Source organism: Halomonas sp. BC04 (assembly GCF_000568385.1).
Genome location: NZ_AZQX01000333.1, coordinates 1 through 16,257, shown reverse-complemented (window position 1 = coordinate 16,257; position 16,257 = coordinate 1). Strand labels below are relative to the sequence as shown.

Genomic DNA, 16,257 nt, shown 5'->3' with positions numbered 1-16,257 from the left:
TTTCTTACCAGTGAACACCGGGTTCTCGACGAACCAGACTCCAGACTCGCGTTGTGTCGAATTCTATCGAGAACGAAGTGGGCACGGGCTGCATTGCGCTATAGTCGGTAACGTTGTCGTTCCTGAGGGAGTTGGCAGCAACAACGTGTGTTCAAAGATTTCGAAAAATCCGGCTTGGAACTTTCTCGCCAAAGCCATTTCTGAGCGAGGCGCACTAGCCGGTGTTCAATTGGCTTCTTGCTGGCCAGGCTACAAAGGCATGCAGAAATTCATAGCCAAGTCACCGAAGAAAAACCTTATAGTCTATCGAGAAATTGCCTCCTCAATAACAGAGGATGACGTTATCGATACTTTCGATAGCCTCAAGTTAGGCACCGAGCTAGCGACCGAAGCGGGTTTCGACCATATACAAGTTCATGCTGCACATGGCTATCTTTTCAATCTCATCATCGACTCTCGGTTTTCGCGGCATTCCAAGCTAGCTATGGAAAAATTGGGAGAATGGACTGAGCAGCTCGCAGAGCTTGAAATCGAAACTTCAATCCGACTTTCTCTAGCCACTGGCGCAGCAGAGCTAGACGACACTGAGTCACACGATTCCTTCGACCGAATCGCCGGGTTGGGATTCAACTATATCGATCTTTCTTCAGGTTTTTATAATTTAAGCAAGCGGCTTATCTATCCGTCGTCCGGCGAGTTACTTTCGCAAAGAATAGCCGCCACTGTTGAGCTCGCGTCGCGGCACCCTCAGCAGGATTTCATAGCCTCCGGAAAGTCCCTCATAGGCTGGGACACAACTCTGCCAAAAAATGTGCACATCGGCATCTGTCGCGACCTGATCGCAAACCCAAACTATCTGAAAGACCACTCCAACGGTTGCCAAAACAGAATGAAATGTCACTACCATTCGCGGGGCGCGGATTTTCTTACTTGTGGAAAATGGGACAGTTCTTGATCAGTGTAGCTATGCCTCGAAAAGTCAGCGCACGCTTAACTCGTTTAATCGCTCCGACTGAACCAACATCCCAGGCGGCTATAGCTCACTACTGCAGTAGCTGATCAACAACTTGCAATACCTCACTTAAAACATGGTCAAGAGGCTGCGAAGCATCAACCACAACAAAGCGTTCAGGGTTCAACCTAGCCTGCGTCAAATAGCCTTCGCGAGCTTTGTGAAGAAAATCCAATGTTTCCTTCTCTAACCTATCTAGGTTACTGCCACGCGTGCCCACTCGCGCGAGACCTACCTCCGGGTCCAGATCGAGGATGATTGTCAGATCGGGCTGTAGACCGTCCACTGCGAGGTCATTCAGCGTTGTGATTAGCTCTAGGGGAAGACCCCTTGCGTGATGCTGAAAGCTTAGGGTCGCTGAATCGAAGCGGTCACATACGACCACTTTGCCTGCTTGAAGAGCAGGAAGAATTTTCTCACGCACGTGCTGCGCACGCGCAGCAGCGAATAGCATTAACTCTGTCACAGGCGCCATCTCACCAGCGTCCGTTGACAAAAGAATTTCTCTAATTTTTTCCCCAATAGGCGTGCCACCAGGCTCGCGAGTAAAAAGAGCTTCTCTACCTTGATATTTCAAATGATCACGCAGGGCTCCGATCACCGTGGTTTTTCCAGCTCCATTGCTCCCGTCAATGACAATCATGCGGCCTTGGTTCATACGATCCTTCCACCGTCAACGGTACTCAGCACTAGGCGTATACGCTGTAACATTGGGGGCTCCTGTGCAGATAGCCGCTATCCCATATTCATACTGCGCCCATCAATCATCGATTGCGAATGTAGCGGTTCACGGCATTGTTGTGTTCCCGCAGGGTGCGCGAAAAATGGTGCGTTCCATCGCCCCGGGAAACGAAATAGAAGGTATCACCGGGTAGCGGATCCACCGCCGCCTCCAGCGAGGCACGCCCCGGCATGGCGATCGGCGTGGGCGGCATACCGTCGATGACATAGGTGTTGTAGGGGGTGGCCTCGCGCAGGTCGGCCCGAGTGATGCGCCCCTCGTAGCGCTCTCCCATCCCGTAGATCACCGTCGGGTCGGTCTGCAGGCGCATGCCGGTCTCCATGCGCCGCTTGAAGACACCGGCAATCTCGCGACGCTCCTCCGGCGCACCGGTTTCGCGCTCGATCAGAGAAGCCATGATCAAGGCCTCGTAGGGCGTCTCGATGGTCAGGTCGTCGCTGCGACCTTCCCATACCTCATCGAGGATCCGCTCCATGCGCAACATGGCCTGGCGAAGGATATCCAGGTCGCTCATACCCTTGTGGTAGCGGTAGGTATCGGGAAAGAACCAGCCCTCGGGAAAGCGGCCTTCTCGGTCGAGCAGGGCCATCACCTCCTCGTCGGAAAGTCCTTCGGTACGGTTCTCCAGCTTGGGCGCCGAATCGAGATGGGCACGCATCTGCCGGAAGGTCCAGCCCTCGGGAATCGTCAACGGATAGGTCACCACCCGGTCGCTGCCCAGCAGTTCGATAAGGTCCCGCCCGCTCATCCCCGGCTCGAGCATGTACTCCCCGGCACGCAGCCGCGGAATCGCCTCCGGTTCAAGGCGAGTCAGCAAGCGAAAGGCCCAGACGTCCTCGATCACGCCACGCTCCGCCAGATCCGTTACCGCCCGATTGAAGCCTGCCCCACGCGGCACTTCGTAGAGGGTCTCCTCCTCTACCGCGATGGGCGCCTCGAGCCGGCTCTCCCAATAGCGATAGCCGGCAAAGGCCGCCACGCCGGCCACGACCACCAGCACCGCCAGAAACTTGACTAGACGCAACATGCGAATTCCTCATTCACTCTGCAAAGCCCATCGGGTAATCCAGCAGGTCGTGGGCCACGGCCTGGAGGTGTCGATGGATAGGTCCTATCGGCCAGTTCGCCAACCGGGTGCCTTCGGCGTCATCGAGCCGCGCCACGGGCCAGACTCCCTGCACCGAATTGACCAGCCAGACCGCCTCGGCCCCGGCCAGCGCATTCGGCTTAGCCTGGACCTCGGAGACAGGGAGACGTTCCAGCAACGCGGCGCGCAGGGTACCCGCCACGCCGCAGTCGTCCAGCCGTGGCGTCTCCAGACGCCCCTCCCGCTGCCAGAACAGGTTCATGCACGTCGCTTCCACCAGCCAGCCGTCGCTACTGCACAACACACCTTCCGCCAGGTCGGGATCCGACCATTCGGCCCGAGCCAGCACGTTCTCCAGCCGATTGAGATGCTTGAGCCCGGCGAGCAGTGGCTGAACGCCCAGACTTAGCCGGCAGTGCCGGACCCGCACTCCATCCCGCCAGCGCCATGGCTGTGGTGAAAAGCTCGTCGCCTGCCAGCGCAGGCGCGGCAAGGAAGAAGCCGGCGGCAGGTAGCCCCGGCCACCGCTACCCCGGGTGAGGATCAGCTTGAGAACCCGGAGTCCCGGGCCGGCCTGGCCTGGCAGCCGATCCAGCTCGTCTCGCGGCAGAAGCGGTATGCCAAGCACCTGGCAGCCACGGGCCAGGCGTGCCATGTGCCGGTCCCACAGCAGCGGCTGGCCATCGCGGACCAGCACCGTCTCGAACAGGCCGTCGCCATAGGCCAGGCCGCGATCGTCCAGTGGCACCCACTGATGCTCAGGCGCCCGGGGCATGGTCATCACACCTTGGAAAAGACAAGGGTACCGTTGGTGCCGCCGAAACCGAAGGAGTTGGACAGCGCCACATCGATCTTCATCTCCCGGGCGGTATGCGGCACGTAGTCCAGGTCGCATCCCTCCTGGGGATTGTCCAGGTTGATGGTCGGCGGCGCCACCTGGTCACGGATGGCCAGTATGCTGAACACCGCCTCGACGGCACCAGCCGCACCCAGCAGGTGGCCGATCATCGACTTGGTGGAACTGACCGCTACCGAATTCGCCGCACTGCCCATGACCTTCTTCACCGCCCGGGTCTCGGCCAGGTCGCCGGCCGGCGTGGAGGTGCCGTGGGCATTGATGTAGTCGACCGCGGCAGGCTCGATGCCCGCATCGCGAATGGCATTGCGCATGGAGAGTGCTGCACCGCTGCCATCTTCCGGCGGCGCCGTCATGTGGAAGGCATCGTCGCTCATGCCGAACCCGGTCAGTTCGGCATAGATCTTCGCCCCGCGCGCCTTGGCATGCTCGTACTCCTCGAGCACCAGGATGCCGGCGCCATCGGAGAGGACGAACCCGTCCCTGTCGCGGTCCCAGGGACGACTGGCCGCCGTGGGATCGTCGTTGCGATTCGACAGCGCCCGGGCGGCAGAGAAGCCGCCGAGGCCAAGCGGCGTGGTCGCCATCTCGGCGCCGCCGCAGATCATCACGTCGGCATCGCCATAGACGATGGTCCGGGCGCTGTAGCCGATATTGTGGGTACCGGTGGTACAAGCAGTGGTAATGGCGATGTTGGGGCCGCGGAAGCCGTGCTGGATCGCCAGATTGCCGGAGATCATGTTGATGATGGAGCCCGGCACGAAGAACGGCGAGATACGACGTGCTCCGCCCTTGTTCAGCGCGTTGTGGTTATGCTCGATCATCGGCAGCCCGCCGATGCCTGAGCCGACCGCCACGCCGATGCGCTCGGCGTTCTCCTCCGTGCACTCGATGCCGGCATCGGCAATGGCCTGGGCACCCGCTGCAATCCCGTACTGGATGAACAGGTCCATCTTGCGGGCATCCTTGGGGTTGAGGTAGGGACTGATGTCGAAATCCTTTACCGACCCACCGAACCGGGTATTGAAGCTGGTGGCATCGAAATGTTCGATAGGGGCGATGCCGCTCTTGCCGGCCAGGATGCTTTCCCAGCTCTCGTCAACGGTGTTGCCCACCGGTGTCACCAGACCGAGTCCGGTCACCACAACTCTACGAGCCATCAGTATTCCTCCCGACAACCTTGATGACACGGCCCGTCCACAGGGCCGTCAGTGGGCGCATTATACCGAAGATGCCCCCTCCTTGGGCAGCAAACAACCCGCCCCAATAATAGCGAAAGCCGCCCTGGCCAACAGGACGGCTTTCGAGGGTCGCGCAAACGGACCCATACACCTCAGCAAGCGGTTACGACCGCGCCCTTACTGGTGGGCGTTGACGTAATCAATGGCTTCCTGAACGGTGGTGATCTTCTCGGCTTCCTCATCGGGAATTTCGGTATCGAATTCTTCTTCGAGCGCCATGACCAGCTCGACGGTGTCCAGGGAATCAGCGCCCAGGTCTTCGGTAAAGGAGGAGCTATTCTGGATATCCTCTTCCTTGACGTTCAGGCGCTCGGCCACAACCTTCTTCACGCGCTCTTCGATGGTGCTCATTATGACGTACTCCAGTCGTTCAAGTTAGCCGTTCAGATGACCAGCCGGTTGGTCCACAACCTCAAGTTGCGGGGTAGTTTATAGACGCCCCACCGTCGGCGCAACCGCCGACCGGCGGGAGCCTCAACGCATGTTCATACCACCGTTGACCTGCAGGGTCTCACCGGTGATATAGCCAGCACTCTCACCGGTCAGAAAACCGACGGCTGCGGCAATCTCAGCGGGCTCACCGAGCCGCGACAGAGGAATCTGGTCAAGCAGCATCTTGTGCTGCTCCTCGGGCAGGCTCTGGGTCATGTCGGTGGCGATGAAGCCGGGAGCCACCGCATTGACCGTAATGGCACGCGACGCCACTTCACGGGCCAGCGCACGGGTGAAGCCTTCCATGCCCGCCTTGGCGGCAGCATAGTTGGTCTGTCCCAGATTGCCCATGGTCGCGACCACGGAGCTGATACTGACGATACGACCGAAGCGAGCCCGGGTCATACCGCGCAGGCAAGCCTTGGTGACCCGATACACGGACTTGAGATTGGTGTCGAGCACCGAATCCCACTCGTCTTCCTTCATTCGCATCAGGAGATTGTCACGGGTGATCCCGGCGTTGTTGACCAGGATGGTGGGGGCACCAAACTCATCGGTGATCGATTTGACCAGGGCGTCGACACTGGCCTGATCGGTCACGTCCAATGCCCGGCCAGCGCCCTCGATGCCGCCGGCACGAAGATCCTCGTCAATCTTCGCCGCACCGGATTCGGTCGTGGCAGTGCCGATAACGATCCGCCCCTGGCGGCCCAGTTCATGGGCGATGGCCCGCCCAATGCCGCGACTGGCCCCTGTCACCAGGGCGATTCTGCGTTCGCTCGTCATAGCGGTTCCCGATTTGAATGCTGTTTGAATCGATGGGGCCACACTCACCCCAATGGCTTGTCCCGTCCCAACGTCATCACTGCGAGGCCGACTCACGAGCCAGCTCCAGCGCCGCTACCAGGCTATCGGGGTCATTGACCGCCAAGCCCTTGCTGCCCTTGGCAATTCGCTTGCCAAGACCGGTCAGCACCTTGCCCGGCCCGCACTCGATGAACACCTCGGCGCCCCCCTCCACCATGGCCTCGACGCAGGAGGTCCAGCGCACTGGCTGGTAGAGCTGCTCGACCAGGCGCGTACGCAACGTCTCGACATCCGCATGCGCCTGGGCATCGACATTCTGATAGACGGTATAGCGCGGTGCACGCATGTCGAGCTCCGCCATGGCGGCCTTGAGCTCCTCCGCCGCCGGACGCATCAGGCACAGTGCGACGGCACCGATACCGGCAACGGCATGGCCCGCTTGGCTCCCGCCCCCTGGCACAACACGATGGCACGCTCGACCGCCGCCTTGCTGCCGGCAATCACGACCTGCCCCGGCGCATTGTAGTTGACGGCCGCGACCACATCATTCTGCTCGGCTTCGGCGCAGGCCTTTTCAACGGTAGCATCGTCGAGGCCGAGAATGGCCGCCATCCCGCCCTGGCCAAGCGGCACGGCACGCTGCATCGCATCGCCCCGCAGCTTGACCAGGCGGACCCCATCGGCAAAGCCGATGACACCGGCACAGACCATGGCGCTATACTCGCCCAGGCTATGGCCCGCCATGGCGCTTGGCCGCGGCCCTTCCAGCTCCTGCCAGACGCGCCAGATGGCAACACTGGCGGTCAACAGGGCCGGCTGGGTGCAGGCAGTCGCGTTGAGCGCCTCCTCGGGGCCCTCTTGTACCACTTGCCACAGGTCGTAGCCTAACGCTTCGTTTGCTTCCTCGAAGGTGGTGCGGACGACGCTGTAGCGTTCGGCCAGCTCGCGCAGCATGCCAATCTGCTGGGAGCCCTGCCCGGGAAATACGAGGGCAAGAGGTTGAGTCATGTCGTTTTACCTATGCTCTTGTTGAATCCGTTCATGCCGGCTGCCGAGCTCGAGAGCCAGTTGAGACGGCAGGCCTCGACTGACTTCTTGTACCGCTCGCAACACGGCATAGGAGAAGCCAGTGGCATCGGCGCCACCATGGCTCTTGATCACGATTCCATCGAGTCCCAGCAAGCTGGCACCATTATAGCGAACCGGATCCAGGTCATTCTTCAAACGCCGCAGCGCCGGCCTGGCCAACAACCCCACCAGACGACTACCCCAATGCGCCTCGAAGGTCGCCTGCACACGCTCGATCAACATCCGCGCCAGTCCTTCGCTTGCCTTGAGCACTGCATTGCCGACGAAGCCGTCGCAGACGACCACATCGGCTGCGCCGGCGAAGATGCCGTCGCCCTCGACGAAGCCGCAATAGTTCAGTGACGACATACCGCTCAGCCAGGCATCCGCCTCCCGCACGCTGGCACTGCCCTTGGTGCCCTCGCTGCCCACGTTCAGCAAGGCCACCCGAGGTGACGCCAGGCCGTCGACGTGTCGCGCCATGACACTGCCCATACGCGCGAAGTCCACCAAGCGCCCGGCGCTGACATCGACGTTGGCACCCAGGTCCAGCAGGTAGCAGCGCCCCTCGCCTCGCGTGGGTATCGCCGTACTGATGGCCGGCCGGGGAATGCCCGCCACCGTCCCCAACTCACGCCGGGCCAGCGCCATCAACGCCCCGGTGTTCCCCGAACTGACGCCGGCCACCGCACCACCACTGGCCAGGTGAGCCAGCATGCAAGCCATGCTGGTATCGCCACCGCGACGCAATGCATCGGTGGGGCGCTGGTCCTGGCGGATCATCTCTGGGGCGTGATGGATAGACAAATGCGAACCAGCCGCGGCGAGGTGCCGCGGCAGGCTCTCTAGCTCGGATTCCAGCAGGTCGCGAGGGCCAAACAGATCGATCGACAGGCCTGGCCGGGCCAGCACCGCCGCTGCCGACCCTTGGACGGCAGCGGCTGGGCCCGAATCCCCTCCCATCGCATCGACGGCGACCCGCACGCTCAATGGCCGAGCATCACTGACAAGCTGTCGACTCAGGCGTCGACGATCTTGCGGCCACGGTAGAAGCCGTCGGGAGCAATATGGTGACGCAGGTGTGTGGTGCCGGTTTCCTTGTCCTGGGACAGGGTCGGGCCGCTCAGCGCATCGTGGCTACGACGCATGCCGCGCTTGGAACGGGTCTTACGGTTCTGTTGAACTGCCATGGGAAATCACTCCAGAGTGAATCGACAATGAATCAGGATTTTCCCTTGAGGCGACGCAGCACCTCAAAGGGATTCGCAGGAGTCGGCTCGGACGATACGGCCTCCTCCCCGCTACTCAGCTGGTCGCGCGAGACCCGACACAGGGCCTCGTCGTGGTAAACCACCTGGGGCAGGCTGAGGATGAGTTCATCCTCGACCATCTCCAGCAGGTTCAGCTGTTCGTTTTCCACCAGCACCGGCTCGTGGGTGCTCGGCAGCTCTGCTGCCAGCGCATCGCTCGTGACCATGCCCAGCAGGAACTCGCTTTCGACATGCTGTGACAGCGGCTCGAGGCAGCGGCGACAAGGCAACTGCAGCTCGGCCTCCAGGCGGCCGTGAATCACGCGGCGGCCCTGGGGGTCAATGGCAAAATCGAGCCATACCTGGCAGTCGCCCAGCTGCTTACCCACCTGCTCGGCGAGACGCTCGAACAGGTCGAGCGCCACCAGGCCTTCGAGGCGTTCGGCGCGGGAGGCGAGCTTGTAGGGCTCGACCCTATTGGGAAGTCGTGAGGTCAACATAGGCGCGCAATGATAGGCACTCCCCCGCCCCCTGTCAAAGACGCCTTCGCGACGGGTTACAATGGCGTCCTTCAAGACCGTCGATGCGCCGCATGCGGCCCCACCTTCAGGAGACTCTCATGCCACGACTCATACTCGCCTCCGGCTCGCCCTGGCGCCGCCAACTGCTTGATCGCCTGGGATTGCCGTTCGACTGGGCGAGTCCTGATATCGACGAAAGTCCTCGCCCCGACGAGCCCCCCGAAGCGCTGGTGCACCGCCTCTCCCTGGCCAAGGCCGGCGCCGTGGCCGAAGCGTATCCCGACCACCTGGTCATCGGTTCGGACCAGGTGGCGGTCTTCGACGGGGATATCCTCGGCAAGCCCGGCGACGCAACCACGGCACGGGCACAGCTGGCACGCTTCTCCGGCCATCGCGTGCGCTTTCTCACCGGCCTGGCGCTGATCGACAGCCGCGCCGGGCGCCACTGGGTCTGTCACGAGCATTACGATGTCGTGTTTCGCCAGCTCAGCGATGCCGAGATTTCCCGCTACGTGGAGCGGGAGCAGCCACTGGACAGCGCCGGCAGCTTCCGCATGGAGGGGCTGGGCATCGCCCTGTTCGAGAAGCTAGAGGGGGATGACCCTAACACCCTGATCGGCCTGCCGCTGATCCGCCTCTGCGCCTTGCTGCGCGAGGCGGGACTGGACCCGCTAAGGTAGAGCCAACCCAGTGAGCGGCGCCGGGGACAGGCCGAAGCGGAGGTCCTTATCCAGGGATGGAAAAGGTAGCGCCCAGGGATGGGTTCACAGCGCCTCCGCGCAGGCCTGTCGCCGGAAAAGCCGCGACTCCAGGCGCTGGGCGACCAAGGCGATCAGGGCGATCAGGGCAGCTGATAGCGTACCGGCGACTGGCTCGACGACACGCCGGCCCACTCGGCGGCGACGCGACCGAACTGGCGGGACAGGCGCTCGAAAGGATCGAGACGGGGGGTATAGTCATGGATGCGCAGCTCGTCGAACAGCTCATGGGACAGGGCGTCCAGGCTGCTGATGCCATCGATGAGCCCCAGCTCCAGCGCCTGCTCCCCGTTCCAGATCAGTCCACTGAATAGCCTGTCGTCCTCGGCCAGCCGATCACCACGCCCGGCCTGGACGGCATCGATGAACTGCCGGTGAGTGGTATCCATCACCGACTGCCAGAAGTCGCGCTCTTCGGGTGCCACCGGCGAGAAGGGGTCGAGGAACCCCTTGTTCTCGCCACTGACATAGATGCGGCGCTCGATACCCAGATGGTCGATGGCCTCCTCGAAGCCGAAGCTGGCGAATATCACCCCGATCGAACCCACCAGGCTGGCCGGCGCCGCCACGATCTCGTCGGCCGCGGCGGCAATATAGTAGGCCCCGCTGGCACCGATATCCTCGATCACGGCAATGATCGGCTTGTCGCCCTTCTCGCGCAGCCTGAGTATCTCGTTGAAGACGCGCTGAGACTGAACGGGACTGCCGCCGGGGCTATCGATATGCAGCACGACCGCGGCGGCGGTTTCCGCCTCCCAGGCCCGGTTGAGCCCCCTGATGATGCGCTCGGCACTGGCCGGCGACTCGCTGTCGATGACACCATGAACCTTGACCACACCCAGGTGCTGTCGCTCGGGCTCCCGCGCGCCAGGATCAAGGAAGATGCTGTAGAAGGTGGCTGACAGGGACGCCAGTATCAATGCGGCAAAAAAGAAGCGAAAAAAGAGCTTCCAGCGCCGGGTACGACGCTGCTCGACCAACACGCCACCGATCCAGCGATCCAGCATCTCCTGCTGAGCCAGCCGCTGACGCTCCCGCAGGGTCTCGGCACTCTCCGGCGGCGGAGGTGGCGAGGAGGCCTGCGCCTGCCGCAGCCGGCGCGCCTCCTCGGGGCTCAGCTCAGGCCCTTCGGTCCAGCGATCCTCCGGTCCTTCTTCCCGCTTGTCATCCCGCTTGTCATCACTCATGGCTCGCGTCCCTTACAGCCGTCTATCGATTCAACCAGTCAAACAGCTCCGGCACCGCTTCCGCGGTGAACACGGGGCGGCTGGCCGCCAGGCGCTCGGGGGCATGCACACCCCATGTCACGGCAATCCGATCCATGCCCAGCGCCCGAGCCATCTCCAGATCATATTCAGTGTCGCCAATCATCACCGCCTCCCCGACATCGACGTCCAGCTCGACCAGGAGTTCCTCCAGCATCTGCGGGTGGGGCTTGGAGCGCGTCTCGTCGGCGGTACGGCTGGCATGGAACCAGCCTGCGCTTCCGCTCTCGCGGAAGATGCGATCCAGGCCGCGCCGGCTCTTGCCGGTCGCCACCGCCAGGCGACGCTCGCTGATGTCACGCAGGCCCGCGACACCCGCCTCGACACCGGGAAAGAAGCGCATTGGCGTGGTATCACCCTCGACGAAATGGAAGGCGTAGCGACTGCGCAACAACTCAGAGCGCCCGGGATCGATCCCGGGACAGAGCTTGTCAATGGCCTCGGGCAGTCCCAGGCCGATGATGTCGCGTATCGCGTCATCGGCCAGTTCCCCCCATCCGGCTTCCAGGGACGCCGCCTGCATGCAGGAGACGATGCGGGCGGCAGAGTCCATCAGGGTACCGTCCCAGTCGAATATCACCAGTCGATAACGCATCGAGGCTCCAGTTCGGTGATTGAAGGTGGCAAGGTCAGGACAGCTTGCGGGCACGCTGCAACACGGCTTCCAGGTCATTGGGGAGCGGTGCCCGTATCTGTACCGGCCTGCCGCTGGTCGGCTCGGGAAAAGTCAACGACGCCGCATGCAGGAACAGTCGCGACAAGCCCAGCTTGCGTGACAGCACCTCGCCTTCCCGGGTGCCATATTTATCGTCGCCCAGTAGCGGGAAGCCGGCATGGGCCGCATGCACGCGAATCTGATGGGTACGGCCGGTCACCGGCTCCGCCTCGATCAGGGTCGCCCTGGGAAAAGCCTCGCGCACGCCGAAGCGTGTGCGCGAAACCTTGCCGGCGGCATCGACCCTCACCCGGCGCTCCCCGTTGCCGGCATCGAAACGCTCCAGGCGGGCGCTGACGAATTCACGCTTCACCGGCCAGCGCCCCGCCACCAGGGCGAGATACTGCTTGTCCATCTTGTGCTGCTTGAGCGCGTCGTTGAGGGCCAGCAGCGCCGGCCGCGACTTGGCGAGCAGCAGGCAGCCGGAGGTATCGCGATCCAGCCGATGCACCAGCTCCAGAAAGTCGAGATCCTCGCGCACCTGGCGCAGCGCCTCGATCAGGCCGATCTTGACGCCACTGCCACCGTGCACGGCCAGTCCTGCCGGCTTGTTGATCACCAGCCAGTCGCGCCCCTCCACCAGCACGCTTCCTGCCAGCAGGTTGCGCAGGCTGTCGCTGACCTCCCTCACCGCCTCGCGGGGCGTCAGCCGTAGCGGCGGGATACGCACCAGATCGCCCACCACCAGGCGGTAGTCGACCTTGACCCGCTTCTTGTTGACCCGCACCTCACCCTTGCGCACGATGCGATAGACAAGGGCACGCGGGACGCCCTTGAGACGCGTCATCAGGAAGTTGTCGATTCGTTGACCGGCCTGGCCCTCGCCCACTTCCACCCACTGTACGTCGCGCCCTTCGGTCATGACACTCCCGCTCGAATCCTGTTGTGAGCCGGCATTCTAGCCTACTCGGCCACTCGCTGCGCCAATTGCCGCATATTACCATTGCTGCTATATTGCCAGCTCGCTCGGATGGATCCCTTCGGTCCCATAAGCGCCTGCCCGACAGACACGCAGGCCGGAGCGACGAAATCAGGCCGCGACGACCCGTTGACTCGGTCCCGCCGCCGACGAGTGACAACGCGTTACCGATACGACAGCAAGACACCTAGATGTAACGAAGACAGCAGTAACGAGAAAGTAGCAAGCAAGACGTAGCGAAGGCTCCCGTCATGAGCGGGAGTGACACATGACGAAAGTCACAAGGCTGAACGCTACGGATACACCGCTACCGATGGATAGCGACAAACAAGCAGTTACGCCACGCCCGGATCCCGGCCCGCCACTTTGGCGGGCGGTGGCCACGGGAATCGTTCAACATCGTGCCGGTGGCCGGCGTTGGCGAATCGATGAATGCCAGGTGTCTGGCGGTGACCGCAGGGCCGGATGGGAACAGCCCACCGAGACATGTCCTGCCTCCGCCGAGTACTCAACATGATCATGTCGTGCTGGACCCACCGTGGGTACCGGTACGATCGGGCGCCACTGTGCATCCGCGACATGCGCTGAGCACGAGCACGCAGCACCCAGAGGTTCGCCTTCTTCGATGCCCACCGGTGCGTCCAGTTTGCGAGACACTATGAAACGGATGCTCATCAATGCGACCCAGCCTGAAGAACTGCGGGTTGCCCTGGTCGATGGACAACGCCTTTACGACCTGGACATCGAATCCGGTGCCAGGGAACAGAAAAAAGCCAATATCTACCGCGGCAAGATCACCCGCGTAGAGCCCTCCCTCGAAGCCGCCTTCGTCGATTTCGGTGCAGATCGGCATGGCTTCCTCCCCCTCAAGGAGATTTCCCGCGAGTACTTCCTCAAGGAGACCTCGGGCGCCCCAGTATCAAGGAGGTGCTCAAGGAGGGCCAGGAAGTCATCGTCCAGGTCGACAAGGAGGAGCGCGGCAACAAGGGCGCGGCACTCACCACCTTCATCAGCCTGGCCGGCCGTTTCCTGGTACTGATGCCCAACAACCCTCGCGCCGGTGGCATCTCGCGCCGTATCGAGGGTGACGAGCGCAGCCAGCTCAAGGAGGCCATGGGCGAACTCACCGTGCCGGACAAGATGGGCGTGATCGTGCGCACCGCCGGCATCGGTCGCAGCACCGAAGAGCTCCAGTGGGACCTCGACTACCTGGTACAAGTGTGGGAGTCGATCACCGAGGAGGCCGTGAAGCGACCGGCTCCGTTCCTGATCTACCGCGAGTCCAATGTCATCATCCGCGCCATGCGCGATTACCTGCGCCAGGATATCGGCGAGGTGCTGATCGACAGCCCGGTCGTCCATCAGGAAGCGCTGACCTTCATCCGCCAGGTGATGCCCTCCTACCAGCAGAAAATCAAGCTCTACGCCGATGAGGTCCCGCTGTTCTCGCGTTTCCAGATCGAGTCGCAGATCGAGACCGCCTACGAGCGTGAAGTGAAGCTGCCCTCAGGTGGCTCCATCGTCATCGACCACACCGAGGCACTGGTCTCCATCGATATCAACTCGGCCCGTGCCACCCGTGGCAGCGATATCGAAGAGACCGCCCTGCAGACCAACTCCGAGGCCGCCGACGAGATCGCCCGCCAGCTGCGTCTGCGCGATATCGGTGGCCTGGTAGTGATCGACTTCATCGACATGAGCCCGGCACGCAACCAGCGGGAAGTCGAGAACCGCATGCGCGATGCGCTCAAGCTGGACCGTGCACGGGTGCAGATCGGCCGCATATCCCGCTTCGGCCTGATGGAAATGTCACGCCAACGCCTGCGCCCCTCCCTGGGGGAAACCAGCGGCGTAGTATGTCCGCGCTGTAACGGCCAGGGCACCATCCGTGACGTGCGCTCCCTGTCGCTCTCCATCATGCGCCTGATCGAAGAAGAGGCCATGAAGGAGCGCAGCGCACAGATCCGCGCCATTCTGCCAGTGCCGGTCGCGACCTACCTGCTCAACGAGAAGCGGGCCGTACTGGCCGATATCGAGGCCCGCCAGGACGTGCGCGTACTGGTATTGCCCAACCCGGACATGGACACGCCCCACTACGACGTTCAGCGCCTGCGCGATGACCACGTCGAGGAGGATGGCGAACAGGAGAAGTCCAGCTTCGAGCTCTCGGTGGACACCGAGGTGGGCAAGGAACCGGACGCCAGCATCGCCAAACCAGTCTCACGCACCGAAGCCGCGGTAAAGACGGTAATCCATAACGAACCCGCTCCTGCGTCGCTGCAGCACCAACAGCAACAGCAAGAGCCGCAGAAGAGCCCTACCGAGTCGACACCTCCGGCACTGCCGAGCGGTCCCGGCGTCCTCGGCCGCCTGGTAAAGGGCATGGCCAAGTGGCTGGGCACCACTGACGCCACCGAAACTGAAAGCGAAACGACTCGCAAGCCTGCCGCGCCGGCCGAGCCGCAATCCCGCGGAGACGAGCGTGGTGAGCGCAATGGTCGCGGCCGCCAGCGCCGTCCGCGCAGTGAACGCACCGAAGGGCGGGACGAGACCCGCGGTCAGCGTAGCCAGGGCCGCCAGCAGGAAGGTGGACGCGGCGACCGTCAGGCCACCGATCGTCAAGCCAATGATCGTCAAGACAGCCCTGCCGGCTCCAGCCGTGGTGACGCACGAGGCAATCGTGGCGGTGGCGGCCGCGGCCGTCAGGAGAAGCCTCAGCAGCAGGAGGAGAATCGCCAGGAAAGCCGGCAACCCTCACGCGGTCGTGACGACTCGGCCCGCCGTCAGAAGCCGGATAGCGCCGACAAGCCGCAGGAAAAGGTAACGGAGAAATCAGCCGAGAGCGCAAAGCCCTCCGAAACCGCCAAGGTGGATGATGGCAAGCCGAAGCGCACGCGCAATAACCCGCGCAACCGCACGCGAAAGCATGCCATCAACCCCCAGTCGGAAGCCGAGCAGCAGCGCCTGCAGGCCGAAGCTGCCAAGCGAGCCTCAGCGATCAGGCCCAGCCCAATTCGACCGAGGCGCCCACCGAGGCACCCAAGGCGGAAGCCAAGTCCGAGCAGCCGAAGCCGGCCGAACCGCCCAAGGCAGAGGCCAAGCCCGAGCAACCGAAGGCGGCCGAACAGCCGGCCGAGGCAGCCAAGGCGGAGGCCAAGCCCGAGCAGCCGAAAGCTGAACAGCCCAAGCCTGCCGAGGCAGCCAAGGCGGAGGCCAAGCCCGAGCAGCCGAAAGCTGAACAGCCCAAGCCTGCCGAGGCAGCGAAGACAGAGGCCAAGCCCGAGCAACCGAAGGCTGAACAGCCCAAGGCGGCCGAAAAGCCGGCCGAGGCACCCAAGGCAGAGGCCAAGCCCGAGCAACCGAAGGCTGAACAGACCAAGGCGGCCGAAAAGCCGACCGAGGCGCCCAAGGCAGAGGCCAAGCCCGAGCAGCCGAAGGCTGAACAGCCCAAGGCGGCCGAAAAGCCGGCCGAGGCGCCCAAGGCGGAAGCCAAGCCCGAACAGTCGAAGGCTGAACAGCCCAAGGCGGCCGAAAAGCCGGCCGAGGCGCCCAAGGCGGAAGCCAAGCCCGAACAGCTCGAAGCT

The 16,257-nt window shown here is 62.9% G+C and carries 14 protein-coding genes and 2 pseudogenes; 3 read left to right on the top strand and 13 right to left on the bottom strand.

The window, feature by feature from the left end:
* Window positions 1–955: oxidoreductase (locus tag Q427_RS22480; RefSeq protein ID WP_155833666.1), on the top strand; the 955-nt coding region annotated here is incomplete at its 5' end.
* Window positions 956–1,043: 88 nt separating this feature from the next.
* On the opposite strand, the gene tmk is transcribed toward Q427_RS22480, so the two are convergent.
* The 10 genes and pseudogenes from tmk to Q427_RS22430 form a co-directional block, all read right to left on the bottom strand.
* Window positions 1,044–1,670: a dTMP kinase gene (gene tmk / locus Q427_RS22475; RefSeq protein WP_043517436.1), complete on the bottom strand. Its 627-nt coding sequence runs from the start codon at window positions 1,668–1,670 to the stop codon at window positions 1,044–1,046.
* Window positions 1,671–1,776: 106 nt separating this feature from the next.
* Entirely contained in the window at window positions 1,777–2,781 is a 1,005-nt protein-coding gene (mltG, locus tag Q427_RS22470) for an endolytic transglycosylase MltG (RefSeq protein WP_043517434.1), read from the bottom strand.
* 13 nt (window positions 2,782–2,794) lie between these two features.
* Window positions 2,795–3,622, bottom strand: coding sequence for an aminodeoxychorismate lyase (gene pabC / locus Q427_RS22465; RefSeq protein ID WP_043517432.1), 828 nt, complete (start codon window positions 3,620–3,622; stop codon window positions 2,795–2,797).
* The gene (gene fabF, locus Q427_RS22460; RefSeq protein ID WP_442905551.1) at window positions 3,622–4,860 is read right to left on the bottom strand and encodes a beta-ketoacyl-ACP synthase II; all 1,239 of its coding nucleotides are present in this window, start codon (window positions 4,858–4,860) and stop codon (window positions 3,622–3,624) included. Before fabF ends, pabC begins: the two co-directional genes overlap by 1 nt.
* Window positions 4,861–5,055: 195 nt before the next feature.
* The gene (gene acpP, locus Q427_RS22455) at window positions 5,056–5,289 is read right to left on the bottom strand and encodes an acyl carrier protein (protein WP_008956801.1); all 234 of its coding nucleotides are present in this window, start codon (window positions 5,287–5,289) and stop codon (window positions 5,056–5,058) included.
* Window positions 5,290–5,412: 123 nt separating this feature from the next.
* Complete coding sequence (gene fabG, locus Q427_RS22450; protein WP_043517428.1) at window positions 5,413–6,156, bottom strand: 3-oxoacyl-ACP reductase FabG; 744 nt, start codon at window positions 6,154–6,156, stop codon at window positions 5,413–5,415.
* A 76-nt stretch (window positions 6,157–6,232) separates the two neighbouring features.
* Window positions 6,233–7,185: pseudogene (fabD, locus tag Q427_RS22445) on the bottom strand (ACP S-malonyltransferase).
* 6 nt (window positions 7,186–7,191) lie between these two features.
* Complete coding sequence (gene plsX, locus Q427_RS22440; protein WP_051496609.1) at window positions 7,192–8,229, bottom strand: phosphate acyltransferase PlsX; 1,038 nt, start codon at window positions 8,227–8,229, stop codon at window positions 7,192–7,194.
* Between the two features lie 35 nt (window positions 8,230–8,264).
* Complete coding sequence (gene rpmF, locus Q427_RS22435) at window positions 8,265–8,435, bottom strand: 50S ribosomal protein L32 (protein ID WP_043517426.1); 171 nt, start codon at window positions 8,433–8,435, stop codon at window positions 8,265–8,267.
* Between the two features lie 32 nt (window positions 8,436–8,467).
* Window positions 8,468–8,995, bottom strand: coding sequence for a YceD family protein (locus Q427_RS22430; protein WP_043517424.1), 528 nt, complete (start codon window positions 8,993–8,995; stop codon window positions 8,468–8,470).
* Between the two features lie 119 nt (window positions 8,996–9,114).
* Between Q427_RS22430 and Q427_RS22425 the strand changes: the two genes are divergently transcribed.
* On the top strand, window positions 9,115–9,696 hold the full coding sequence (locus Q427_RS22425) for a Maf family protein (protein ID WP_043517422.1): 582 nt from the start codon (window positions 9,115–9,117) through the stop codon (window positions 9,694–9,696).
* 161 nt (window positions 9,697–9,857) lie between these two features.
* Here the strand turns inward: Q427_RS22425 and sppA are convergent, their stop codons facing one another.
* From sppA to Q427_RS22410, 3 genes are read right to left on the bottom strand one after another with little or no spacing between them, the layout of a single operon-like run.
* Window positions 9,858–10,961 carry a signal peptide peptidase SppA gene (gene sppA / locus Q427_RS22420; RefSeq protein WP_043517420.1) on the bottom strand — a complete coding sequence of 368 codons (1,104 nt, stop codon included), beginning with the start codon at window positions 10,959–10,961 and terminating at the stop codon, window positions 9,858–9,860.
* A 22-nt stretch (window positions 10,962–10,983) separates the two neighbouring features.
* On the bottom strand, window positions 10,984–11,634 hold the full coding sequence (locus Q427_RS22415; RefSeq protein WP_043517419.1) for an HAD family hydrolase: 651 nt from the start codon (window positions 11,632–11,634) through the stop codon (window positions 10,984–10,986).
* A 34-nt stretch (window positions 11,635–11,668) separates the two neighbouring features.
* Window positions 11,669–12,616, bottom strand: a complete 948-nt coding sequence (locus tag Q427_RS22410; RefSeq protein ID WP_043517417.1) for an RluA family pseudouridine synthase — start codon at window positions 12,614–12,616, stop codon at window positions 11,669–11,671.
* A gap of 715 nt (window positions 12,617–13,331) precedes the next feature.
* On the opposite strand from Q427_RS22410, the pseudogene rne reads away from it, so the two are divergent.
* Window positions 13,332–14,962 (top strand): annotated as a pseudogene (gene rne / locus Q427_RS37100) (ribonuclease E); the annotation flags it as partial.
* Window positions 14,963–16,257 lie beyond the last annotated feature (1,295 nt).